Source organism: Idiomarina ramblicola, assembly GCF_003987255.1.
Classification (GTDB): Bacteria; Pseudomonadota; Gammaproteobacteria; order Enterobacterales; family Alteromonadaceae; genus Idiomarina; species Idiomarina ramblicola.
The window spans coordinates 77,787-101,565 of sequence record NZ_PIQC01000008.1 but is presented as its reverse complement, the minus strand read 5'-3'; the positions used below and the strand labels follow the sequence as shown (position 1 = coordinate 101,565).

Annotated in this window: 23 protein-coding genes and 1 riboswitch; of the genes, 7 read left to right on the top strand and 16 right to left on the bottom strand. The window is 47.3% G+C overall.

What is annotated here, in order from left to right; genetic code table 11:
• Window positions 1–2: 2 nt before the first annotated feature.
• On the bottom strand, window positions 3–446 hold the full coding sequence (locus tag CWI78_RS11065) for a YaiI/YqxD family protein (RefSeq protein WP_126782868.1): 444 nt from the start codon (window positions 444–446) through the stop codon (window positions 3–5).
• Between the two features lie 127 nt (window positions 447–573).
• Here CWI78_RS11065 and CWI78_RS11060 point away from each other — a divergent pair, with 127 nt between their 5' ends.
• The gene (locus tag CWI78_RS11060; protein ID WP_126782867.1) at window positions 574–1,203 is read left to right on the top strand and encodes a peroxiredoxin; all 630 of its coding nucleotides are present in this window, start codon (window positions 574–576) and stop codon (window positions 1,201–1,203) included.
• Between the two features lie 2 nt (window positions 1,204–1,205).
• On the opposite strand, the gene CWI78_RS11055 is transcribed toward CWI78_RS11060, so the two are convergent.
• From CWI78_RS11055 to hemH, 4 genes are read right to left on the bottom strand one after another with little or no spacing between them, the layout of a single operon-like run.
• Entirely contained in the window at window positions 1,206–3,881 is a 2,676-nt protein-coding gene (locus CWI78_RS11055) for a bifunctional diguanylate cyclase/phosphodiesterase (RefSeq protein ID WP_126782866.1), read from the bottom strand.
• Between the two features lie 26 nt (window positions 3,882–3,907).
• The gene (locus CWI78_RS11050; RefSeq protein WP_126782865.1) at window positions 3,908–4,417 is read right to left on the bottom strand and encodes a type VI secretion system-associated protein TagO; all 510 of its coding nucleotides are present in this window, start codon (window positions 4,415–4,417) and stop codon (window positions 3,908–3,910) included.
• 22 nt (window positions 4,418–4,439) lie between these two features.
• A complete protein-coding gene (locus CWI78_RS11045) occupies window positions 4,440–4,910 on the bottom strand; it encodes a retropepsin-like aspartic protease family protein (RefSeq protein WP_244213123.1) in 471 nt (156 codons plus the stop codon).
• Between the two features lie 44 nt (window positions 4,911–4,954).
• A complete protein-coding gene (hemH, locus tag CWI78_RS11040) occupies window positions 4,955–6,049 on the bottom strand; it encodes a ferrochelatase (protein ID WP_126782863.1) in 1,095 nt (364 codons plus the stop codon).
• 133 nt (window positions 6,050–6,182) lie between these two features.
• Between hemH and CWI78_RS11035 the strand changes: the two genes are divergently transcribed.
• Together CWI78_RS11035 and CWI78_RS11030 are read left to right on the top strand one after the other, a co-directional pair.
• Window positions 6,183–6,767: a YqaA family protein gene (locus CWI78_RS11035; protein ID WP_126782862.1), complete on the top strand. Its 585-nt coding sequence runs from the start codon at window positions 6,183–6,185 to the stop codon at window positions 6,765–6,767.
• A gap of 15 nt (window positions 6,768–6,782) precedes the next feature.
• Complete coding sequence (locus CWI78_RS11030; protein ID WP_126782861.1) at window positions 6,783–7,817, top strand: CNNM domain-containing protein; 1,035 nt, start codon at window positions 6,783–6,785, stop codon at window positions 7,815–7,817.
• On the opposite strand, the gene CWI78_RS11025 is transcribed toward CWI78_RS11030, so the two are convergent.
• Window positions 7,746–8,504: a sulfite exporter TauE/SafE family protein gene (locus CWI78_RS11025; protein WP_126782860.1), complete on the bottom strand. Its 759-nt coding sequence runs from the start codon at window positions 8,502–8,504 to the stop codon at window positions 7,746–7,748. The two genes, CWI78_RS11030 and CWI78_RS11025, sit on opposite strands and share 72 nt — an antisense overlap.
• A gap of 133 nt (window positions 8,505–8,637) precedes the next feature.
• Here CWI78_RS11025 and trhO point away from each other — a divergent pair, with 133 nt between their 5' ends.
• Together trhO and CWI78_RS11015 are read left to right on the top strand one after the other, a co-directional pair.
• On the top strand, window positions 8,638–9,561 hold the full coding sequence (gene trhO / locus CWI78_RS11020; RefSeq protein ID WP_126782859.1) for an oxygen-dependent tRNA uridine(34) hydroxylase TrhO: 924 nt from the start codon (window positions 8,638–8,640) through the stop codon (window positions 9,559–9,561).
• Window positions 9,562–9,707: 146 nt separating this feature from the next.
• Complete coding sequence (locus CWI78_RS11015; protein ID WP_126782858.1) at window positions 9,708–10,184, top strand: Dps family protein; 477 nt, start codon at window positions 9,708–9,710, stop codon at window positions 10,182–10,184.
• A gap of 55 nt (window positions 10,185–10,239) precedes the next feature.
• On the opposite strand, the gene CWI78_RS11010 is transcribed toward CWI78_RS11015, so the two are convergent.
• Complete coding sequence (locus CWI78_RS11010; protein ID WP_126782857.1) at window positions 10,240–12,696, bottom strand: TonB-dependent receptor plug domain-containing protein; 2,457 nt, start codon at window positions 12,694–12,696, stop codon at window positions 10,240–10,242.
• Window positions 12,697–12,873: 177 nt separating this feature from the next.
• Between CWI78_RS11010 and CWI78_RS11005 the strand changes: the two genes are divergently transcribed.
• Window positions 12,874–13,071, top strand: coding sequence for a DUF3185 family protein (locus tag CWI78_RS11005; RefSeq protein ID WP_126782856.1), 198 nt, complete (start codon window positions 12,874–12,876; stop codon window positions 13,069–13,071).
• A gap of 14 nt (window positions 13,072–13,085) precedes the next feature.
• Here the strand turns inward: CWI78_RS11005 and CWI78_RS11000 are convergent, their stop codons facing one another.
• From CWI78_RS11000 to trxA, 9 genes are all read right to left on the bottom strand, one after another.
• Window positions 13,086–14,411, bottom strand: a complete 1,326-nt coding sequence (locus CWI78_RS11000; RefSeq protein ID WP_126782855.1) for an MFS transporter — start codon at window positions 14,409–14,411, stop codon at window positions 13,086–13,088.
• A gap of 15 nt (window positions 14,412–14,426) precedes the next feature.
• Window positions 14,427–15,170, bottom strand: coding sequence for a phosphotransferase (locus tag CWI78_RS10995; RefSeq protein WP_126782854.1), 744 nt, complete (start codon window positions 15,168–15,170; stop codon window positions 14,427–14,429).
• A complete protein-coding gene (pnuC, locus tag CWI78_RS10990) occupies window positions 15,167–15,793 on the bottom strand; it encodes a nicotinamide riboside transporter PnuC (RefSeq protein ID WP_126782853.1) in 627 nt (208 codons plus the stop codon). The genes CWI78_RS10995 and pnuC overlap by 4 nt, the downstream gene beginning before the upstream one ends.
• A complete protein-coding gene (locus tag CWI78_RS10985; protein ID WP_011235583.1) occupies window positions 15,786–16,043 on the bottom strand; it encodes a YkoF family thiamine/hydroxymethylpyrimidine-binding protein in 258 nt (85 codons plus the stop codon). The genes pnuC and CWI78_RS10985 overlap by 8 nt, the downstream gene beginning before the upstream one ends.
• An 11-nt stretch (window positions 16,044–16,054) precedes the next feature.
• On the bottom strand, window positions 16,055–18,184 hold the full coding sequence (locus CWI78_RS10980; protein ID WP_126782852.1) for a TonB-dependent receptor: 2,130 nt from the start codon (window positions 18,182–18,184) through the stop codon (window positions 16,055–16,057).
• 49 nt (window positions 18,185–18,233) lie between these two features.
• Window positions 18,234–18,332: riboswitch (TPP riboswitch) on the bottom strand.
• 50 nt (window positions 18,333–18,382) lie between these two features.
• Complete coding sequence (gene fre, locus CWI78_RS10975) at window positions 18,383–19,084, bottom strand: NAD(P)H-flavin reductase (protein WP_126782851.1); 702 nt, start codon at window positions 19,082–19,084, stop codon at window positions 18,383–18,385.
• Entirely contained in the window at window positions 19,085–20,557 is a 1,473-nt protein-coding gene (ubiD, locus tag CWI78_RS10970; protein WP_126782850.1) for a 4-hydroxy-3-polyprenylbenzoate decarboxylase, read from the bottom strand.
• Window positions 20,558–20,564: 7 nt separating this feature from the next.
• A complete protein-coding gene (gene rho, locus CWI78_RS10965) occupies window positions 20,565–21,833 on the bottom strand; it encodes a transcription termination factor Rho (RefSeq protein ID WP_011235587.1) in 1,269 nt (422 codons plus the stop codon).
• A gap of 249 nt (window positions 21,834–22,082) precedes the next feature.
• On the bottom strand, window positions 22,083–22,409 hold the full coding sequence (gene trxA / locus CWI78_RS10960) for a thioredoxin TrxA (protein ID WP_126782849.1): 327 nt from the start codon (window positions 22,407–22,409) through the stop codon (window positions 22,083–22,085).
• A gap of 91 nt (window positions 22,410–22,500) precedes the next feature.
• Here trxA and rhlB point away from each other — a divergent pair, with 91 nt between their 5' ends.
• Window positions 22,501–23,778, top strand: coding sequence for an ATP-dependent RNA helicase RhlB (gene rhlB / locus CWI78_RS10955; RefSeq protein WP_126782848.1), 1,278 nt, complete (start codon window positions 22,501–22,503; stop codon window positions 23,776–23,778).
• Window position 23,779 lies beyond the last annotated feature (1 nt).

The following is a 23,779-nucleotide window of genomic DNA, read 5'->3' as shown; positions in this document are numbered from 1 at the left end:
GCTTAGCTCCCGGCCAGCAGTCTATCTAAATGATCAGCAAAGTTTTTGCGATCGACATTGGATAATGGCGGCGGCCCACCCGACTGAATGCCACTACTGCGCATAGTATCCATGAAATCTCTGATGTTCAGCCGTTGCCGGATATTGTCAGGGGTAAATAGTTCACCGCGGGGACTCAGTGCCTTAGCGCCTTTATCGATCACTTCAGAAGCCAGGGGAATGTCACTGGTAATCACTAAATCGTCAGCCTCGCAGCGGCGAACAATTTCATGATCCGCCACATCAAAGCCGCTACCGACCTGAATCATATGAATAAACTTGGAAGGAGGGGTTTGAATACGCTGATTTGCGACTAAATAAAGGTGCAATTGTTTGCGTTGTGCCGCACGAAAAAGAATCTCGCGTATGGCCACCGGACAGGCATCGGCATCGATAAATAAGGTCATTGCTAATAGTCCATGCATCTATATTAGAGTAAAAGGTTCTAAGCCTATTGCCTTGTAATGTTATGAGTAAGCTATTATTTAGCTAGTACCAGAAAAGGTTTTCAACTACAAATTCAGGAGTCACTTTATGACACTACGTATTGGCGATACTGCACCAGACTTTACCATTGATACCACTCAGGGTTCGATAAAATTTCATGACTGGGCCAAAGGATCATGGGTGTTCTTTTTCAGCCACCCAGCTGATTATACGCCGGTTTGTACCACAGAAATGGGCAGAACCGCACAGCTCGCACCGGAATTTGAGAAACGGAATGTTAAGCCGCTCGGTTTATCGACAGACACGGTTGATGCTCACAAAGGTTGGATCAACGATGTCAATGACACTCAAAACACCACTCTGGAGTTCCCAATCGTTGCTGATAAGGAACTGAAAGTAGCCGAGCTTTACGACATGATCCACCCAAACGAAAGCGCGACAGCGACCGTACGCTCGGTCTTTATTATCGATCCCAACCAAAAAATCCGGCTGATTATGACTTACCCAATGACAGTAGGGCGTAACTTCAATGAAATTATACGTGTTATTGATGCTTTGCAAACAACCGACCGTGATGAAGTGGCGTGTCCGGCAGACTGGGCACCCGGCGATTCAGTGATCATCCGCCCGACCGTAAGTGACGAGGATGCAAAAACAAAATTCCCGCAGGGCTGGAAAACCCTGCGTCCTTATTTGAGGCTTACAGATATTAAATAGCGTTAATCTTCGTTTTCGAAAGAATGCTGGCGTTCTGCCCATTTGAGCAGTTCGTCCAGCGGTTTCGGCTTACAAAACAAAAAGCCCTGCATAAAGTGGCAACCATGCTCGACTAAATACTTGCATTCGGCTTCAGTCTCCACGCCCTCTGCCACCGTTTCAATACCAATATCTGCGACCATATTTAGAATACCGCAGGTTATCGCTGCGTTGTGTGCGTTTTGATCAATATCTTCAATAAAGCTGCGATCAATTTTGAGCTTATTAACCGGCAACACATTCAAGTAACGCAAACTGGCAAAGCCACTACCAAAGTCATCAATGGCAACATCCATACCTAGGTCCCGCAACTGCTGCAACAGTTCCGCAATACGCTGGGTATCATTGACCAGAACATTCTCGGTTATCTCGACGGTTATTTCGCCGGGCTGAATATCGAACTGCTCGAGAATGGCTTTTGTTTTACTAACGAAGTCATCGCGGTAGAACTGAATCGGTGAAAAGTTTACCGAAACAGATTTGATGCCGTATTGCTTAAGTTGAGTCAGATCGTGGCAAGCCTTTTTCAAAACCCACTCACTAATTTGAATAATCTGTCCTGTGCGCTCAGCAATGGGAATAAAGTCGCCGGGAGAAACGTAGCCCTTGGTTGGGTGCTGCCAACGAATAAGGGCTTCTACACCGGACACCTTTCCTTTGTCGGTCATAATCGGCTGATAAAACAGCTCAAACTGCTCTTGCGCTAGGGCTTCCTGAATTTTAGTTCTTAGCGCAACCTTATACCCCAAGCCTTCGTCGAGCCTGGAAGAGTACCAACAAACAAAGTTCCCCCCGCGTTTCTTAGCCTCATACATGGCAACATCTGCACGCTGAGTCAGTTCCATCGGGTGGCCATACTGAATATCATTTGCGGATACGCCGATAGCGGCCGATAAGGACACTTCAACTTCACCAATACGAAAGGGCTTTTCAAACACCGCCAATATTTCGGTACACAGGGCATCAACTTGTTCCGCGGCACTCATATCCTCAATAACGGCCACAAACTCGTCGCCACCAAAGCGACAGAGTAAGTTCGGCTCTAGAATCACCTGTTGCAAACGTTGCGCCGTTTCAATGAGTACCTCATCGCCCAGGTAGTGCCCCAAGCTGTCATTGATAGGCTTAAACCCGTCCAGGTCAATAAAGAGCACAAATATCGATGTTTCGTTTTCGTGACCCAGCAGTTTCTGTAACCGCGTTTCCATTGCACTTCGATTAGCTAATTTCGTTAAGCTGTCGTGGGAAGCGTAAAACTCTAGAGCTTCCTCTCTCTGAATACGCTCAGTGATATCGCTTTGTAGTCCAATAAAATGGGTAACCTCATCTTTGGCGCCTTTAACGGGGGAAATCAGGAGCTCATTCCAAAACATGCTGCCATCTTTACGGTAGTTGCGAATAATGGTTTTTATTTCTCGTTTTGCCCGCAACGCGGAACGGATCTCAGACTGAACGTTCGGATCGGTGTCATTCCCCTGCAATAAACGGCAGCTTCTTCCTTTTATTTCAGTCAGGCTATAACCGCTCATTTTTTCAAAGGCTGGATTGACATAAATAACCGGATAACCTTTTTCATTGGCTTCACTAATAACCACGCCATTAACGCTGGCGTGCACACCACTTTGAAAAACTTTAAGCTTGGCCTCATTAGCACGGTGCTCCGTAATATCCTTCGCAATACCATGCACACCCGTAATTTCACCATCTATAATGATAGGAATATTGGTTATCGATAAGTCATGCAACTGACCGGTTCGGTCATGTATTTTTATTTCGTACGACTGCGGAGTGCCCGCTTTGGCTGCTTCAAAATGCTTTAAGGTCCGGCTTTGGTCGGCCTCGATAACCGCCAGTTCATAGTGCTTGCCCAGCAAACTCTCTTCACCGAGTAATAAAAGTTCACAGACCGCACGGTTAACACTGGTGAAATGACCCGCTAAATCCAACGTAAATACCGCATCTGGATTATAGGTAAAGAGTGAGCGCTGATGTTGTTCCAGCCGAGCTTGCTTTTTTCGTTGGTCTTCTTGTTCAATTAATAAAGCAACCAAGTCACGATTACGCACAATCAATTCAAGGTCACGCCCAACAGGCATTCTCGGCTCAGAAAAATACACCGAGAAGGTTCCGATCACCTCACTTTTTGCGGCACAAAAGATGGGATGAGACCAGCAACTGACTAAACCATATTGCTCAATTAATGAGCTAAATTGATTAAAACGCTGATCTTTTCTCATATCGGCAACCAATACAGGCTCGCCTATTGCCGCTGCAGTGCCGCAGGCACCAACACCATCAGCAACGTCTAAACCATCAAGCGCTTCGGAAAAAGAAGAGGGTAAGGAAACCGTGGCGGCAGTTGATAAGGTGTTTTTCTCGTGATCAACCACCATGATGGCGCATTTTGATCCATCAATTTGTGATTCTATTAAATTACAAATCCCCCGCAACGAACTCTCGAGCTCTTTTTGTTGCGCTAAGGAATTAAATGTTTCGTAATGGGACTGAATTAATTGATCCAACCCCTGGTATTTTTTTCGGGCTTGCTTGCGAACGACACTGACAAATGCCGTCGCAGCGATAAGGAGCAAGACGACGGCTGTTGCTATTTGGCTGTATCCAAGTAAGTTATCTTGCATAAGTCCGCTGCATAATCGTTCCCTACTTATTTAACGCGCTGCACTCTCATACGCCGATTGGAGCCTTCGCGCCCAAAAGAAAATGAGTTGAATGCGCCACGCTCGATAAAATAAGTGTCGTCTTCGCTCCAGGAGAAATAGTTAGGGCCATCCGTTTGTTTCCAGACCTGACCGCTGGCCAATTCAATTCGCCACTTTTTATAAGGTCCCTTCTCTTTAGCAACGACTTCCACTTCAATGCGATCCAGCTGGCCTTCTTCTTTTTCTTTATGTTCCATGCCAAAAGATTGCTCTGAAGAATTTTTAGTGCTCTGCTCAGCCGCTTTCTGGCCTGAATCTTTTTGCTTTTTAGTCATTTCTTTTTCTTTGACTTTTGTTTCCGCTTTTTCAGGCTGCTGCTGTTTAGCAAGGTTGTCATAACACACCAGTCGCTCCAGTGAGTCTTCAATTTCCGCACATTGTTTCAGCGCTCCTTGTTGAGCACCGGCACTGCTTGCGACAAAAAATAAAGTCGCTCCAAGTAATGTTCTATACATACATCATTCCTGCTTAATTTTTTTAATAACGTAAAGTAAGAGTATCGCCTTTTTGCGTTAACTCAAATTCTTTCAGAGCACTCATCCCCAAAAGTATGACATCACCATCCATACCCGGAGTAATAGATGCTGCAACATTCGTCATCGTAATGTCGCCCAATTGTAGCTTGTCAATTTCCGTTCGGTAGGTTATGACACGACCATTAGCCGTTTGAGACATACCCTGTCGGCCTTTGCGTAGACCCAACTTTTGAGCCAGGGCTTCCGGCACAGCCACCAGTGTCGCCCCTGTGTCCAGAAGAAATGTAACAGCCTGCCCATTCACTTTGCCCCGGGCAACATAATGACCCATGCGGTTTTGTTCCAGCATAACAGTCACTTGTCCATTGTCGATATGACTTTGAACTTGCTCGTTAGGGTTAAACTGCTGCTGTAATTTGTCTTCGAAAAACCAAACCAGCATAGCTAACGCAAGCCCCCATGCAATAAACATAAACGGCTTGCCGAATGAACTAGTGCGCGCCAAAACATCCCCCGTTAATTATCATAAGGCAAGCTTTGCTCTTTAACCGCATCAGCCCGTTGCTGACGTCGACCGGATACCTCGTCAACCGACCAGCCCTGCATATTTCTCTCTATGAGCTGAGTCAGCGCATTAATGTGCTCACTCTCAGCATTCAGCGCAGATATATATTCGTATCGCTCACCGCCACTGTCCATAAAGTATTCGCGGTTTTCTTCGCCAATTTCTTCAACCGTTTCTAGACAGTCAGAAGAAAAACCAGGACAAAATACCTGAACCGATTTAACGCCTTTTTCTGGTAACGCTTTCATGGTCATATCAGTATAGGGTTGCAGCCACTCTTCGCGCCCAAAGCGAGACTGGAATGTGGTCAAGTAGTCGTTCTCTCCAAGCCCCAGACGTTCAGCCAATAAACGCGAAGTTTTGTAGCACTCACAGTGGTAAGGGTCACCGTTTTTCAAGTAACGCAGCGGAATGCCGTGGTAAGACAACAGTAGTTTATCGGCACGCCCATGCTCTTCCCAGTGCCTTTCAATACGCTTTGCTGCCGCTTCAATAAAAGGGGGAAAGTCGTGGTAATGAGTAATAAAACGCAGCTCAGGCAACCAGCGACGTTTCGTAAAGTCTTTAGCTAATGCATCAAAAGTAGAAGCGGTTGTTGAAGCCGAATACTGAGGGTATAAAGGAAGTACCAGAAGCTTTCGGACGCCCTTCTGCATCATCTTTTCCACAACCTGACCGAGGGCCGGGTTGCCATACCGCATCGCAAAATCAACGACAATGTTATCGCCCCAGCTCTCTTTCAGTTTTTTCTCAATAGCAGAGGCCTGATCCTGAGTATGAAATAACAACGGAGAGCCGCGCTCTGTCCAGACGGTTTCATAAGCTGCGGCTGAACGCTTAGGCCGAAAGCGAAGAATCACACCATTTAATATCAAAAACCACAGCAGCCGAGGCACCTCCACCACCCGGGGGTCTGATAAAAACTCTTTTAAATAAGGCTTCAACGCTGCTTTTGTCGGCGCTTCCGGAGTCCCCAGATTAGTCACCAGCACACCAATTTTGTCCGCTTGTCCATGAGAAAATGTCGGACTTCCTCGATACTTCATTTTGAGTTACCTTCTAACAACACAGCTAAGTGCAAAGTTTACGTAAGTTTTAACGGCTTCGATCCCTATTTGCAAAAAAATAACGCTAAACTGGACCGATAAATGCTATCGAAAATAATATGTTGACGCGCCAATGACAGAAAATACAAAGACGCAACAATGGTATCAGAAACTGGCCAGATCGCCCCATGCACTGGTACTTCTATTTTTCCTCTCGGCCTTAGAAGCCACTTTACTGCCCATTGCCCTAGAATTGGTCTTAGTCCCTTACATGGTTTTAGAGCGCAAACGTATCTGGCTGGTTTCAACCGTTGCTCTGGCAGGCTTTTTAGCGGGTGCTATTGGAGGCTACTACATTGGTTTTGCACTATTTGATACCGCTGGTGAATGGTTTATCAATTATTTATCCATTCAGGACTACTATCAGGAGTTTCAGGAAACGCTGAAAGAAGATGGTTTCGCTGCAATTTTCTTAGTTGGAGTTACACCAGTGCCGTTTCAGGTCGCCATGTTGGCTGCCGGGGCGGGAGATTACCCACTGTCACTGTTTTTGCTGGCAGCCGGAATCGCGCGTGCTTTACGTTATTATGTATTAGCACTTATCGTTTTGTGGTTAGGGCCTTATACTGAACGTCTATGGGGTAAATACGCAGGTCCTGTCGGTTGGTCTATTCTGATTATGGCTGGAACTATGTTATTACTAACGCAATTTCTGTAAGCATTTAAGGTACCAATGTTTCTACTTGTTGTTTTTGCCATTATCGCTATTGGCGTTTCGTTCATTTGCTCGGTTTTAGAAGCTGCTATTTTGTCCGTAACGCCCAGTTACATCGCACAGCTAAAAGAGACCAGACCAAAAGTCCATCAGCAATTGCGCAAATTAAAAGACTCTATTGATAAACCGCTGGCGGCTATATTAACGCTGAATACTATCGCCCACACAGCAGGCGCTGCCGGCGTTGGTGCACAGGTGGGAGTGGTATTCGGCGATGGATATCTGGGTGCCGCCTCAGCCGTAATGACGCTGCTGATTCTGATCCTCTCAGAAATTATCCCGAAAACTATCGGTGCTAAATTTTGGCGCAGCATAGCTCCGATACTTCCTCCCGTACTGAATTTTTTGATTTTCTCACTTAAGCCGTTTATCTGGCTTTCTGATCAAATCACAAAACGCATTGGCAGCGAGGAAGCGGACATTGATGTACGCTCGGAAATTAAAGCTATGGCGACCATAGGCCATGAAGAAAACGCATTAGATGATGACGAACGTCGCGTTATTCTGAACATTCTCGATTTGCATGAAATTCGGGTTCGTGAAGTGATGACACCCCGTACGGTGTGCGAGTCTGTTCGACCCGATTTGAGCATGACTGAGGTGAGCGAAAAAATTCGAAAGATGCCGTTTTCACGTTACCCGGTTATTGATAACGATGAAGAGCCTCAAGGTATCGTTTTTCGCAGTGACGTTCTCGATGCCAGCGAAGCAGATTTACTGAAAGACATTGTACGGCCCGTTGAAATTGTGACCGAAACAGTCAGTGTTGAAGCCCTGATGAGCCACCTGATAAAAGAGCGTCAGCATATGGCTCTGGTTTACGACGAACACGGAAGTTGGCTCGGGCTCATTACCCTGGAAGATATCATCGAAACCATCCTGGGTACGCCTATCATGGATGAAACCGATAACATTGCGAGTTTACGTCGTTACGCCCGTCAACGCTGGGATAAACGGCTCAAGCGCGACCCAAAGCAGACGAAGAGCCAGTAAAGTAATAATTAACCGAAACAACTGGTCAAAGCGTTGGTTGGTGATTTTCTTCAGCCAATGCAGACCAACCCAGGTACCGACAAAACCGGCGGCAATCATTGCCAATACTAGTGGTAACCAATCCTGAAATACAAACCCGGCCATGCCGAACACCAGTGCTTTAGGTGCGTGCTGCATGGTCATCACCGCAGAAAACGTCGCGACAGTTTGCAGTCTTTCACTAAAACGCGCTTTAACGAAAGCGGCGACCAATGGTCCTGAGGCCCCAACAAATAGCGATATAAAGCCGGTGACCAGACCACCACCAACCAAACCAGCTCGGCCACGAAAGCTTTGCGGCAACTTAGGTCCCCAGGTTAACCAAATTAAAAATAGCGCAATGGTAATTTGCAGAAAATGAGTAGGAAGCTGAACCAGCAACAAACTGCCAATAAAGGTCCCCAGCAAGCCAAAAGGCACAAACCAGGCAACCGTTGGCCAATGAATATGTTTCCATGACAACCCAGTACGGCCAATATTAGAGCCCATTTGTACCAGCCCGTGTACCGGAATGACCGCACTCCCGGGCAACACCAATGCCATCATGCCAATCAATACGGCACCACCCCCTGCGCCTGCAACGGCCGTTAGCAATGAAGTTGCGGCAGACAATAACACCAACCCGAAAAACAAAGCGTCGTTGATCATACTTTTTACTGCTCCCTGCAACCCTGATTTGCGCTGATCAGGATCAAAACGGTATAATCCGCGCGGTTTTCAAACGCGATTTAAATAAGAGCTCCGGATTTACGTTCCGGACTGCTGAAAAAGGTAACATGATATGTATATTTGTGCGGCATTGTATAAGTTTGTTGAGCTCAATGACTATAAAGAGCTCCGCGAACCGCTTTATCAAACGCTTATTGCAAACGATGTGAAAGGCACATTGCTATTAGCTCGTGAAGGAATTAACGGTACCGTTTGCGGTACCCGCGAAGCCATAGACAATGTTTTGGATTACTTACGTTCAGATGACCGTTTTGCCGATATTGAACATAAAGAATCCCCCAGCGACGAGCAAGCCTTTTACCGCACTAAGGTTAAGCTGAAAAATGAGATTGTCACGTTAGGCGTTGACTGGGTTGACCCTAAAAGCTCAGCAGGGACTTACGTTGATCCTGAAAAGTGGAACGACCTGATTGCCGACCCGGAAGTCCTGGTTATCGATACCCGTAACGAATACGAATACGCTGTCGGAACCTTTGAAGGTGCCGTGAATCCCAAAACGGATACTTTCCGCGAATTTCCGCAGTACGTTAAACAGCACCTTGACCCGCAAAAGCATAAGAAAGTCGCTATGTTTTGCACCGGTGGTATCCGCTGCGAAAAATCAACTGCCTACTTAAAAGAGCAGGGGTTTGATGAAGTTTACCACCTGAAAGGCGGCATTCTGAAGTACCTGGAAATGATGCCGGAAGACAACAGCCGCTGGAACGGTGAATGTTTTGTTTTTGACCAACGCGTTACGGTAAAACACGGTCTGGAACAAGGCGAGTACGACCAGTGCTACGCCTGCCGCATGCCTATTACCGAAGAAGAAATGCAGTCAGAACACTACCAAAAGGGCGTAAGCTGCCCACATTGCTACGACAAAACCTCAGCGGAACAGAAAGAACGCTTCGCTGAACGCGAGCGCCAAATTCAATTGGCCAGAGCCCGCGGTGAAAAACATATTCGCGACGGTAAAGTCGAAAGCCTCAGTTGATCTAACTCACTGCACTCTCGTACTCCTTATGTAAGCATTAGCTGACAGCTATCGAATTTAACTGTCAGCCTTATCGATTTTCATCGCTTTCTTTAACTGTTTGCTTCAACTATGGTTAAAGCATAACGATGACAAAGGAGGGTTTTATGAAACAGTTAAGCGTTATTGGTTTAGACCAAAAAAAGGCAGAAAAACTTGGTGATAAGCTCAACGAGCTACTTTCAAACTATCAGGTTTTTTATATGAATGTTCGTGGCTTCCACTGGAACATTAAAGGCGAACGTTTTTTTGAGTTGCACGCTAAGTTTGAAGAAACTTACGATGACCTGCTGCTTAAAATTGATGAAATTGCAGAGCGCATTCTGACCGTAGGTCAACGCCCTCAGCACGCGTACTCGACATACATTAAAAACAGCGAAATTGAAGAAGTAAAAGATGTACACGAAGGTCGTGCCTGCGTTGCCAACATTTTGGACAGCTATCAGACAACGATTCGCTTGCAGCGCGAAATTCTTGAACTTGCTGATGAAGCGGGTGATGAAGGAACTAACGCTCTAATGAGTGATTACATTAAAGAACAAGAGAAAACGGCCTGGATGCTGACTTCGTACATGGGCAATTAATTTTGTTTAGCGAATAAAAAACGCCCCAATGGGGCGTTTTTTATACCATTTTTTATTAAAATGTATAGTTCAGACGGGCGTAGTAATACCCCCCGTTAACACCAAACGGGAAGGTTTCCCAACCGTATTTAAAGCCGGCGTCAGAAAAAGGCGAGCCTGCACTGCCCCATTCGTCTGGGTAAGTATCAAACAGGTTATTCGCACCAATACGAACATTTAGGTTGTCAGTAAAGTCATAGCCAACTGAGAGATCCGTTAACCACTTTCCGCTCCATTCATGACGAACGCCTGTAAACGCTTGTCCTTCAACAGCACCAAAGTAATTAAAGGCTAAGTTGACGTTCCAGGCATCGCGAGTCCAGTCACCACTCAAAGTCGCTTTTTCACTCGGTTGCCCTTCTTCCAGGCGAAGAACCTGAGTATCGTTAAAGATTTGATCACCCGGAATTAATGAAGACACCGAATTAACCTGTTCAACATCCGTATTCATAAAACTCATGGCGGCAGTTAAGTTCAGGCTACCATCCAGCAGTTCTGTCGGGTAAGACGCGATAATATCCAGACCGGTTGTTTTCGTATCAACAGAGTTTGTGAAGAACTGAGCCGCACCCAGGTTATTATCTTCCAGAATTTCGCCAAACTCTGCGCCCACACTCGCGGTCAGAGATTCTGACAAAACGATGCGGTCATCAATATTGATCTGATAAAAGTCCATGGTCAGATCAAAGCCACTGTCGAAGCGTTTAATCAGGCCTAAACTCAAGCTTTCAGAGGTTTCCTCTTCCAATTCATTGATACCAAATTGACGCGCTACCTCATCTTCGTTAGCAATCGTTCCGGTTTCTACCAACGTTCCGTCGACAATATTGGTTAAAACCTGACTGTAATAAATTTGCTGCACACCAGGCGCCCGGAATCCCGTAGCCACTGTGCCGCGAACAGAAAAATCACTGTCGATGTCATAACGTGCTGACAACTTACCCGAGATATTATCACCGGCAATATCATAGTCTTCGTAACGTACCGCGCCGGCTAATAAAAAGTCCGGCGTAACATAGTATTCCGCATCGGCGTAAACACCATAACTATCACGAGTTGCATCTACCGCCTGGCTCGGACTGAATCCCGGAAAGCCTTGTATACCGGCTTCTGCCCCGGCGCCGGAAGGTGTTGTTATTTCAACGCTTGGATCGTTTGTTCGACCGTATGCCCAGGAAACCGGATCACCCGGATTAATTTCGTATCCGTCCTGACGCATTTCCGCGCCTACAGCTAAGTAAAGCAGCTCATTGCCAATATCGATCGTACCGTTAAAGTCTAAGTTAAATGTCGTTTGCTCGAAAACCAGCTCACCATCAAAGGCTTCCGTTGGCGTTTCACCGTAAATACCGCCATCAGGATGTGGTTCGTAATACCAGCTTACGTTAGCTGAATTTGAGGAATTAAAGCCAAACTCATTTTTTCCGTAAACAACACTGGCATCCCACAACCAGGCGTTAGGCAGATCCCCGCGAATACCAACAGCGAGAGACTGATCATCTGCCTCTGTTTCTAACTTAGGTAAAAAGCCATCTGGATAAATTGTTTCAATGGTTCTTGGGTGGCCGCGTCCGCGGAAAAAACCTGACGATCCACCATCACGGCTTGAAATGCCGCCGAATGCGTAGAGCTCTGTGGTCGAGCCTAAGTTATAGCCCGAGTTAAACCAGGCGTAAATATTTTCTGAATCAGCATCACCAATGTGCAGACGAACCACAGGTTCACCGTCAGGTGATGACCAGTCGCCTATTAATGACGCTTCAGCCGGCGATGCCCGATTCGTCATTCCCCGGTCGCGGTATTCCAGCGTACCGTTGAAAAAGCCATTATCTGACTCAACACCATAGTTGAAGCCAACGGTATTAACTTCACCGTCACCCTCGTAAGTTTGTCCTACCTCAGCAGAAATGCTGCCGCCATCAGAGCTTTTCAGCGTGATATTGATAACGCCGGCTATAGCGTCAGAACCATATTGAGCAGCCGCACCATCACGCAAAATTTCAACACGCTCAACGGCAGTGATAGGAATAGCATTAATATCGTAACCCGCAGAACCTTTACCAATAGTCTCCTGAACATTCACCAGGGCCTGCTGATGACGACGCTTGCCGTTAACCAAAACCAATACCTGATCGGGGTTAAGCCCGCGTAGCGTCGCTGGACGAATAATGTCAGAGCCATCCGAAATGGTCGTACTGGAAAAGTTAAAAGAAGGCGCACTCATTTGCAGAGCTTTACCTAATTCTGTTGCCCCTGTGTTAACCAGTTGTTCTGCAGAGATAATATCAATAGGCGACGCCGATTCGGTCGCCGTGCGACCGTTGACCCGTGAGCCCAGTGTTACGATGCGCTCCATCGATTCATCAGATTCTGCATTAACGTCCGCTTGTTGAGCTAAGACGGTGTTCGGTACCGCAAACGCTGCAGATAATGACAGCGCTAGATACCCCAACTTGAAAGATGCTCTGCTCATAGTTTTGCCTTACTTTTGTTATTTTCGTTTTAAACGCGACCCGCCTTTTAACAATTACCGACATTTTTTCGTTTGGGAATATATCAGATGACATAAATCAAAAATTAGTAAGGAAACTTGAAGATCCTGCTCACTGCTTTATATTGATAAGTTGTTAACACAAAAAAGGAAGACTGTATGAATCGTATCGTAGGTATTGTTCTATTAGTTGTGGGCGTTATTTTATTATATTTTTCTTATGAAGCCTCGCAATCATTAGCCTCTAGCGTATCAGAAGTGGCAACAAACGAACCAACTGACAACACCATTTGGTATTTAATTGGTGGTGTTGCCGCCGTCATTGTTGGTCTTTACGCGGTTATTCGCGGAAAATAAAGTAGTAAGTCTGATTAGCCAGACGTGTCACCTGATACGTCTGGCAATCTTAACGCTGTAAAAGTAGCAAGTACGCCAATCGCTCCCAGCACCCATAAAACAGCAGCAACCCCATGAGAAGAATCAACCCAGCCCAGTAATAAGCCCGCTAAAAGTACAACCCCCATTACGGTATTAGACACCGCGGTGAGTTGCGCCCGGTTTTCTTGCGTTGCCATATCGACCAGATACGTTTTTCTGCCAACTCGTGCTCCGTGATGCGCAACCGCCGAAATGAATAACAGTAATGCCGCAATCCATTGCGCGCCCAGTGCCTCGGGTATCCAGTAATAAAGCGCCAGCGCAGCCGAGATGACCAGCGTTGACATGACGGAGGCCGCCGCCATCACATGATGACTGGCAGAATCTGACCAACGCCCCCAGAAACGTCCTGCCAACAAACCAGCGAGTCCACTTGCCAGCATTAAACTACCCAGGCTGGTCAGTTCAGACTCACCTTCGCGCTGAATCAACACCACAATATAAGGAATAGCAAAAGCGGCAGCGACCAATAACGCCCGTGAAATCACAAAATGCCCAAATTGCTTATTGCGCCATAACAGTGACATTGACTTCAATGCTTCCGTTAACGCATTACCGCCCCCCTCAGTCGCACCTGCAACCTCGGGAATTCCTGCATATAACGCAGCGGCGAGGAGCCAAAGTACAACTCCAGCTCCCAACAACCCGACAAACAGCCACCGCTGACCTTCCATTTCAGGGGAAAAAATAATAACCAGTGCGGTTAACAGAGTCAGTAGTCCGGCAGCAGAAGCGGCAATACCGGACATTCGTCCACGCCGAGTTTTAGACACCGTTTTTCCGGTCACATCTTTGTTGGCGACAGAACAAATGCCCCGTGACAAACTAAACAGCGCCAGCAGGGTAACGACGGACCAACCCAATATGTCGCCATCTAAGGTCGCTACCGCAAACAACATGGCAAACAGTGACAGTGCCTGCCCGATACTGCCAGCAACCCAAAACCATTTTCGTACAGGCTGTTCACGAAGCTTTTGAGCAACAAAAAGCTGAGGTAACAGAGCTAACGATTCGCGTAGCGGTACCAGCGCACTAATGAATATCGCAGGGGCGCCAAGCGTACTCAGCATCCAGGGCAAGACCAGGCGCGCACTGACCAGGCTGTCACCAAGTTTTGTCAGAGTTAACGACAACAACATCAAAACAAAAGATCGCGGTTGCTCACTGCACGCAGACTCAGGAATGTCTTTGCATACACGAGCATCTTCGTCTTCCGCTAAATAGCCGTAAACGCGCTCGGTCAGTTTCTTATCCGTCATGGTAATAGGTTCACTTTAAGAGGTGTGTCGAAACAAATGCTGCCATACTTTATTCAGCCATTCCACAAACTCGCACCACTGCGTCAAACGAGCAGGGTCAACTTGATAGTGAGTCAGTTTTTCGTAGTCCGTAATTAAACGCTTAATCATTTCATGACTCAGCTTATTAATTTTTATCGTACTGGCAATATCAAACAAAGGATGGCCGATACCTGCATACTCCCAGTCGATCACTCGTATCGGAGCCGTCATTAAAATATGATGCATGGACAAATCGTTATGGCATAACACCGGATAGCTAAGCCAGTCCTCTAAAAGGGGCTGCATAGGTAACAATTCAGCGCGCATATTGGAAGCTAACGATGAGTCCAGCAACTGCAACTGTTGTAAATAATGCTCGACTCGTGCTGCCATTGACCAGACAGGAATTTCAATACGCGTATGATGAATTTTCGACAGCATTTCAGCCAATACAGAGGCTTTCATCAAAGGGGATAAAGTGACTTGTTGCAAAGACGGCGCCTGATAGTAAGGCTGCAAAAGCCACCCTTGCTCCAGGTGGTGGTCAATAACTTCTGGAGCAAGAGCACTCTTTGCCAGTTGCTCTTGCACAGTCACTTCGAGTTCTCTATCAACAGCAAATAGCCGTTCATGTTGCCAGCGTTTTAAGACGTAGTCTTCGGTGTCCGTTGTGACCCTTAAGGTGTGATTGGACTGTCCGGAAGTTAAAACCTGTATTTCACGTGGTTTACCAATCACCCGGTTTCACTCACAGATTTCAACGAAGTATCGTGACGCCAGCGCCACATGGCATAAACCACCAGTATCAGATACACCACAAACAATAATGCGGTGGCAACAAAGCCTTTGCTGGCGTACAAATAAACGTAAACACTGTCTATAACCAGCCAGTACCACCAGGTTTCATAGGCTTTTTTGGTCACCAGCCAGGTAGCCAGCAAACTGAATATTGTGGTGTAAGTATCGAGCCATACCGCGTCTGCGTCGGTATAAACCGAGAGTAAATAAGCAATGCCTGCAGCCAGAGGAACCAACCACGCCCATTGCAACAGATGCCAGCGAAGCGGGTATTTCGCGCCATCAGGGCTCTCCTTTGCTGCACTTTGCTGACGCTGCCATTGCCACCAACCATACCCAGCCAAAGCAATGTATATCGTCTGCAGAAGAGATTCCATATACAACTTACCTTGCCAGAACAAGACAGCGTAAATAGTACAGCTGACCGCCGCCGCAGCCCAGCACCACTGGCGCTGATGCGCCGCCAGCACTAAATACCCCAAAGCCATGACTAAAGCCGTCAGCTCCCAGGGGGAGCTGACCATCAACTGCTCAAGCCAGGATTCGAGCAAAGACTCAGGCATTATCCGGCCTTAAGTCTTTGTTAATAAACTTACAAACCAGAACATTCGAAGGCACATTCTGGAAAAGCAGCTCCATTTCTTCACCCAGAATGCGCATAACGTCCTGCATTTCACCAAATACTTGCGTACTCATGGTGTTGGTCAGAACCGTTAGTTCTGAATGCTGATTTAAACGCTCAATAAAATCTTTAATGGTATCCAGATAATTTTCAGCCAGTGGGTACAGCGACATTTCTACTGAAACTTGCATATTAAGCTCCCTTAAAACGATTTACTGACAGTGATGCCAAAACGACGTGGCTCACCATACTGAACGTACGTTTCCGGCACATATTCCTTACGCGGGTCATTACCAAAGTAAAAACCGCGAGTTTCGTAGTCTTCATCCGTTAAATTACGACCCCATAAGCTAAAGTGCCAGTCCTGATAATGAGAGTTTAGCGCAAGGTGCAGCACTGCCATGCTGTCCGCTTTCTGGTTATGCGAGTCAGAGAAATAGAACTCGTCTTTCGCATCGGCCTGAATCACCCACTGGAAGTTCTCGCTTAACCAACCCTCAAAGCCAATATTCAACTGGTAATTAGGCGCCTGCGCTTGCTCCCGCCCGGTCATATCGGTGCCGTCTTCGGTGACAAAGCCTTCAATTTCGGTTTTTAACCAGCTGGCCGAAGCAAAAACCGCCAGCCAATCCGTAAACTGGTTACGAATTTCAGCTTCCAGGCCATAGCCTGTGCCTTCTGCGGCGTTCTCGATATAGCCAACAAAGGATTGATCGCGGTTTACCCAACCCTTGAGCTGAACATCGTCACGCCAATGGTAAAACGCGCTCACTCTTGAAGTTAAACGGCCATCGGCACTGCTACCTTTAACGCCAAACTCGGTACTCCACAGCGTTTCCGGGGCAAAGGTCGAGCGGTCTAGTAAGTAGTTTTCTAACTCTTCCAGCCCCTGATCTTCGGCTTTCCCTAAAGCTTCACCATTAACGCCACCGGCTTTGTATCCGCGCGCCAGAGTCGCGTACAGGTAACTGTCGTCAGACGCCTGATAGCGGACACTGAAATTACCACCCACCATGGTGTCTTCAGGTTCAGCGGTAATACCGCGACTGTCCAGGTAGTCATTGTCGTAACGCTCTACCCGCAAGCCAGTTATAGTGCTAACCCGGTCACTCCAGTGCTGAGTAAGCTCACCATAAATGGCAGCGTGATTGCTATCATAGTCGCTGCTGAAAATACTTGGCTGGCCTAAGTCCCAGTTGAAATAGTCACGTGTCAGCTGTACCGACTTGTCGTAATAGTACAAACCTAAAACCCATTCGCTATCAATACCAAACAGGCTTTCGGGCTCGTCGGATACCCAGCGAACTTCGGCAGTTTTGTCGTCACGGTCACGGAAGTACGCGTCAAAAGCCGAGTATTCCCAGCCCGGAGCGATACCTTCATAAGTCCAGTCTTCGTCGTAAGCGTAGCCGGTGTCTGCATCCAGATAGTTAACAGACATTTCCAGACGGCTGTTGTCAAAACCCAGGTAACTGAGCTGCAGGCGCAACGCCTGACTTTCTAAGCGGTCAAAACCGGGTTCATCGGACAAGGTTTCGCGGGTATTATCCAGACTGAAAGCATCGTAACCGTTATCCACATCGTTATAATGCAGAACCGTTTGCAGCAGCCAGTCTTTACTGAGCTCGGTATCCAGCTTGAAGCGGGCACTTAGCTCGTCACGCTGTTCAGTGTCATCGCGGTTAAGGTAGGTATTTTCCATATAGCCGTCTTGCTGAAACTGGCTGACCGAGAAGCGGGCATTACCTAATACCCCGAGGTTTCCACCCATAGCAAGGCCGCCCATCGCTTCAGAATAGTTGCCTGCTGATAGCTTAAACTGGCCGTTAAAGTCGCTGCTCGGTGCGGTGCTGTCCAGCAACAATAAACCGGCCATAGCGTTCACGCCAAAACGTCCACTTTGCGGACCGCGAAACACTTCCACGTGATCGATATCGAAAAGCGACGCGGCACTGCCTAATCCGCTGTAATCAATACCATCAATTATCAAACCGACCGAGGGCGTTACAGGATCAACAAACTGAGAGCGTTCGCCAATACCACGAATTTGAATAAAACGAGCCGTGGAAGTACCACCCGAGAAATTCACGTTGGCCAAACTATTCAGAGTGTCTTGTAAATGCTGTGAGTGACGCTGCTGCATGGCGTCTTTATCGATAATGGAAACACTGCTGGTGGTTTCATTTAAGGTGCGGCGATGAAAGTCACCACTCACTTCAATAATTTCGATGTCTTTTATATCCTGTGTGTCCTCTGCTGCAAAGGCAAAAGCGGGAACACTGGATAACGCAGCGGCAATGCTGGCTGCTAAGTATGAATTGATTATTTTCATGGATCATTTCCTCAAAACAAAGTCAGAAACGATCCGGTAAGGCTGTATTAGACGGGTTTTCTACCATCCCTACGCCAGTATTAACCGGATCAGGTTTTAAGGGTTCGCTAATGCATCTCAGCCGTTGCCGGCACCCCTTGGTAAAGCGGCGTCAGTATAACGCAGCTTGTTAGTTAAACAAATTTACTTTCAGTGCAATTAAATAAAGGACAGAGCGTCGCCGTAAAGGTTTTCTAACGGTACGTCTTTAGCAACAAAATCGTCGCGAATAACGCGTATCATTTCAAAGCGCCCAGCCATGTATATTTCACACTCCGGCAGACTTTGCTCACGAGCCATAACCGCATGGTGCACTAAACCAATAGAATAAGCCCAGTTGTTATCCGCGTCTTCGACCACCGGGTGATAATCAAAGTGCTCGTACTGGCTTGCTAAGCGTTCCAGTTCGTCATGCAAATACAGGTCGCTTAAGCTTTTTGCACCCCAGTAAAGTGTCAGAGGCCGCTCTGGCGACAACCGTAAATGTTGCTGCAAGATAGAATAGGTGTAAGAGAAACCGGTGCCACCAGCAATTAACACTGCCGGCTGAGTGTTTTCCTGACGGTAAAAAGCAATACCATCCGGCCCATCAATTTCTAATTCCCCATCGGCACGCACTTTATCCAACACTTCCATTGCATAACTGTTGTCCGGCGTAGCGCCAATATGAAGTAACCACTCACTTTTATTGGACGGGCACGACGCAATACTGAAAGGCCGTTTATCGCGTTCACCCATCACCACCATAAGGTACTGGCCTGCTTTAAACTCAACCGGCTGAGGTAGTTGCAAACGCACTTCCCACACAGCATCCGCCAACTGGCGCGAAATTTCAGCTTTACAGGTCATTTGTTGACTCATTCACGACTCCATAATATTCAGTTCGTCCCACAGCTCGTCAACACGCTGTTTTACCTCGTCACTCATGACAATGGGTTCGCCCCACTCACGGTCGGTTTCACCCGGCCATTTATTGGTGGCGTCCATTCCCATCTTGGAGCCCAGTCCGGAAACCGGTGACGCAAAGTCGAGGTAATCAATTGGCGTATTTTCGACCAGGGTCGTATCACGTGCCGGATCCATCCGGGTTGTCATAGCCCAGATAACATCTTTCCAGTCACGCGCATTTACATCGTCGTCACACACAATCACAAACTTGGTGTACATAAACTGACGCAAGAAAGACCAGACACCCATCATTACGCGCTTTGCATGACCCGGGTACTGCTTCTTCATAGTGACTACGGCCAAACGGTACGAGCAGCCTTCCGGTGGCAAATAAAAATCGACAATTTCCGGAAATTGCTTTTGCAGCAAAGGAATAAAAACTTCGTTTAAAGCAACACCCAGCACGGCAGGTTCGTCCGGTGGACGTCCGGTATAGGTGCTGTGGTAAATAGGGTCTTTGCGATGGGTAACATGAGTCACAGTAAACACCGGAAACTCATCCACTTCGTTATAGTACCCGGTATGGTCGCCATAGGGCCCTTCCGGTGCCATTTCGCCCGGTTCTATGTAACCTTCCAGAATAATTTCAGCATGCGCTGGTACTTGCAAGTCATTACTGAGGCACTGTGTTACTTCGGTTTTGCTGTCGCGCAGCAAACCGGCAAAGGCGTACTCTGATAAGCTATCGGGTACCGGTGTTACCGCACCTAAAATAGTGGCAGGGTCAGCACCCAAAGCCACTGAGACCGGGAACTTCTCGCCCGGATGCTGCTGACACCATTCTTGAAAGTCCAACGCACCGCCGCGGTGTGATAACCAACGCATGATCAGTTTATTAGGGCCTAAGAGTTGCTGGCGGTAAATGCCTAAGTTCTGGCGCTCTTTATGCGGACCACGAGTAACGGTCAAACCCCAGGTGATTAACGGTGCAACGTCACCAGGCCAGCAGTGCTGAATAGGCAGTTTTTGTAAATCAACTTCGTCGCCACTCATCACCACTTGCTGACACGGCGCCTTTTTAATGCTTTTTGGCGACATGCTCAGCACTTTTTTGTACTTAGGCAGCAGATTTAGTGCGTCACGAAAACCTTTGGGAGGCTCCGGCTCTTTTAAAAACGCCAGTAACTTACCCACATCCCGTAAAGCGGTGACCGACTCCTGGCCCATACCTAAAGCCACCCGCTCTGGCGTACCAAACAGGTTAGCTAATACCGGCATATCATGGCCTTTCACGTTTTCAAACAGTAAGGCAGGGCCTTCGGCTTTTAATGTGCGGTCTGATATTTCAGTAATTTCCAGGTAGGGATCGATTTCTTGCTGGATGCGTTTAAGTTCACCGCGCTCCTCCAGGAGCGCAATGAAATCACGCAAATCTTGATATTTCATAGATGAATTAGCTGTTGCGCTGACGTTTCATCGATTCGAAGAATTCGTCATTGGTTTTGGTCATCTGCAGACGGTCAATCAGGAACTCCATGGCTTCAACTTCGCCCATTGGGTGCATGATTTTGCGCAGGATCCACATTTTTTGCAGCTCGTCCGGCGTAGTCAGTAACTCTTCACGACGCGTACCTGAACGGTTGAAATCAATGGCCGGGAACACACGGCGCTCAGCCAACTTACGATTCAGGTGCAGCTCCATGTTGCCGGTACCTTTAAACTCTTCGTAGATAACTTCGTCCATCTTCGAGCCGGTATCAATAAGCGCGGTTGCAATAATGGTTAAACTACCACCTTCTTCTACATTACGGGCTGCACCAAAGAAACGCTTCGGTTTGTGCAAGGCGTTAGCATCCACACCACCGGTTAACACTTTACCGGAGCTTGGAATCACGGTGTTATAAGCGCGGGCAAGGCGAGTAATTGAGTCCAGCAAAATCACTACGTCTTTTTTGTGCTCAACCAGACGTTTCGCTTTTTCAATGACCATTTCCGCTACCTGAACGTGGCGGCTGGCAGGTTCATCAAAGGTAGAAGCAACCACTTCACCATGCACCAACCGGTGCATTTCGGTGACTTCTTCCGGGCGCTCATCAATCAACAGAACGATCAGTTCCGCATCCGGGTGGTTTGCCGCGATAGAAGTCGCAATATTTTGCAGCAATAACGTTTTACCGGCCTTGGGTGGTGCAACAATAAGGCCACGCTGTCCTTTACCGATAGGCGCTGATAAATCCAGTACTCGTGCAGTGATATCTTCTTTACTGCCGTTACCACGCTCTAAGTGAAAACGCTCTTCCGCGTGTAGCGGCGTTAAGTTTTCAAATAAGATTTTATTGCGGGAGTTTTCAGGCTTGTCGAAGTTAACTTCGCGAATTTTCAGCAGGGCAAAATAACGTTCACTGTCTTTCGGTGGGCGAATTTTCCCGCCGATAGTGTCACCCGTACGCAGGTTAAAGCGACGAATTTGACTTGGCGAAACGTAAATGTCGTCCGGGCCAGCAAGGTAAGACGAGTCGGCTGAACGCAAGAAGCCAAAGCCATCCTGCAAAATTTCCAGCACTCCGCCGCCATGAATGTCTTCACCACTTTTAGCATGCGCTTTTAAAATAGCGAAAATGATGTCTTGCTTACGCAAGCGGGCCATATTCTCAAGGCCCATTGAGTCCGCGAGCTGAACGAGCTCGTTTACGGGTTTATCTTTAAGTTCTGTTAGATTCATAGGAGGGTTTTCGAGTTATCGATTGAACACAAAGCCTTTTTTAATTTGACTCTAGAAAGTAAAACAATTGGAACATTCGGAATCCGCGAAGTGCGAAACCAGAAACAGACGTTTCATTTAAAAACAGGCTAACCGGTGGCGTTGGTGAACCCGTATGAACAGTTAATGAGCAGAAGTTATCACCAAAAAAGCGATTCGTCCAGTTTTCTCAACAAAAACGGCGCATAACACGCCGTTTTTTGATCATCATTAAATGTGCTGGTCTAAAAACTCGGTCAATTGAGCGCGGGATAATGCCCCCACTTTGGTTCCAACAACCTCTCCGCCTTTAAATAACAATAAGGTTGGAATACCACGAATATTGTACTTAGGTGGTGTCTGTTCATTATGGTCGACGTTCAGCTTACCAATAACCAATTTGTCAGCGTATTCACTGGCAATGTCATCAAGAATAGGCGCAACCATTTTACATGGTCCACACCACTCAGCCCAAAAGTCGACTAATACGGGTTTATCGGAATTAATGACATCAGCATCAAAACTGTCATCACTTAGCTGAACTATTGCGTCACTCATGGTACTCTCCGCTACTTTCTTCGCGTGGAAATATTAGAATAGTATTATTTCTGTTTTTGAATACAAGCGCAAACTGATATGCTTATAACTTATGACTAAAACACATCTTACTGAAACTCGCTTTGCTGATTTGGCGCTTCATCCCAAAATCCAGCAAGCAATATCCAGTGCCGGATTTGAGTATTGTACTCCAATTCAGGCGTTAAGTCTGCCCGTTGCTCTCTCTGAGCGCGATGTTGCTGGTCAAGCCCAGACAGGTACAGGCAAAACCTTGGCATTTCTGCTGGCTACTTTCAACCGCTTAATGCAGAACGAGTCGTCCGAAAAAACCGAATCAGGGCCGCGCGCACTCATTATGGCTCCGACTCGCGAACTGGCTATTCAGATAGCGCACGACGCCGAGGCCCTAATTAAGTATTGCGGGTTGAAAATGGGCGTTATCTACGGCGGCGAAGGCTACGAAGGTCAAAAGGAACAACTGGCTGCGCAACCAGACATACTGGTCGGCACCACAGGTCGCCTTATCGACTTTTATAAACAAGGTTTATTCAGTCTCAACGATATCGAAGTCGTGGTGCTGGACGAAGCTGACCGCATGTTTGATCTTGGCTTTATTGATGACATTCGCTACCTGCTACAGAAAATGCCGGAGCCGACCAAGCGCTTAAACCTGCTGTTTTCAGCCACCTTGTCTTATCGTGTTCAGGAGTTGGCTTACGAGCACATGAATGCACCAACGAAGCTCGAAGTGGAACCGTCGCAAAAAACGGCAACACGAGTAACCGAGGAGCTGTTCTACCCTTCTAAACCAGAGAAGTTTCCGTTATTGCTTACGCTTATCGAGGAAGACTGGCCGGATAAAGCCATTGTTTTTGCTAACACTAAGCACGGTTGCGAAAAAGTACACGGCTGGCTGGTTGCGAATGAACACAGAGCCGGGTTATTAACCGGTGATGTTCCGCAGAAAAAGCGCTTACGCATTCTGGAAGACTTCGCTGAAGGTAAACTCGACTTTCTCGTTGCCACCGATGTTGCCGCACGTGGTCTGCATATTCCTGAAGTGACGCACGTGTATAACTTTGACTTGCCAGATGACTGCGAAGACTATGTGCACCGCATTGGCCGTACCGGGCGTGCCGGTGCCAGTGGCGCTGCAATAAGCCTGGCGTGCGAAGAGTACGTATACAACTTACCGGCTATCGAAGACTACATTGGTCACACCATTCCGGTCACCAAATACGATGGCGATGCTTTGCTTTCTGATTTACGACGTCCGCGTCCAATTCAGCGCCGTCGTCGTCATAACTCAGGCGGAGGCAAGGGTAAACCTCGCGGCCGTCGCTCGGGACCTCCGCGCAACGCGTCGTAAT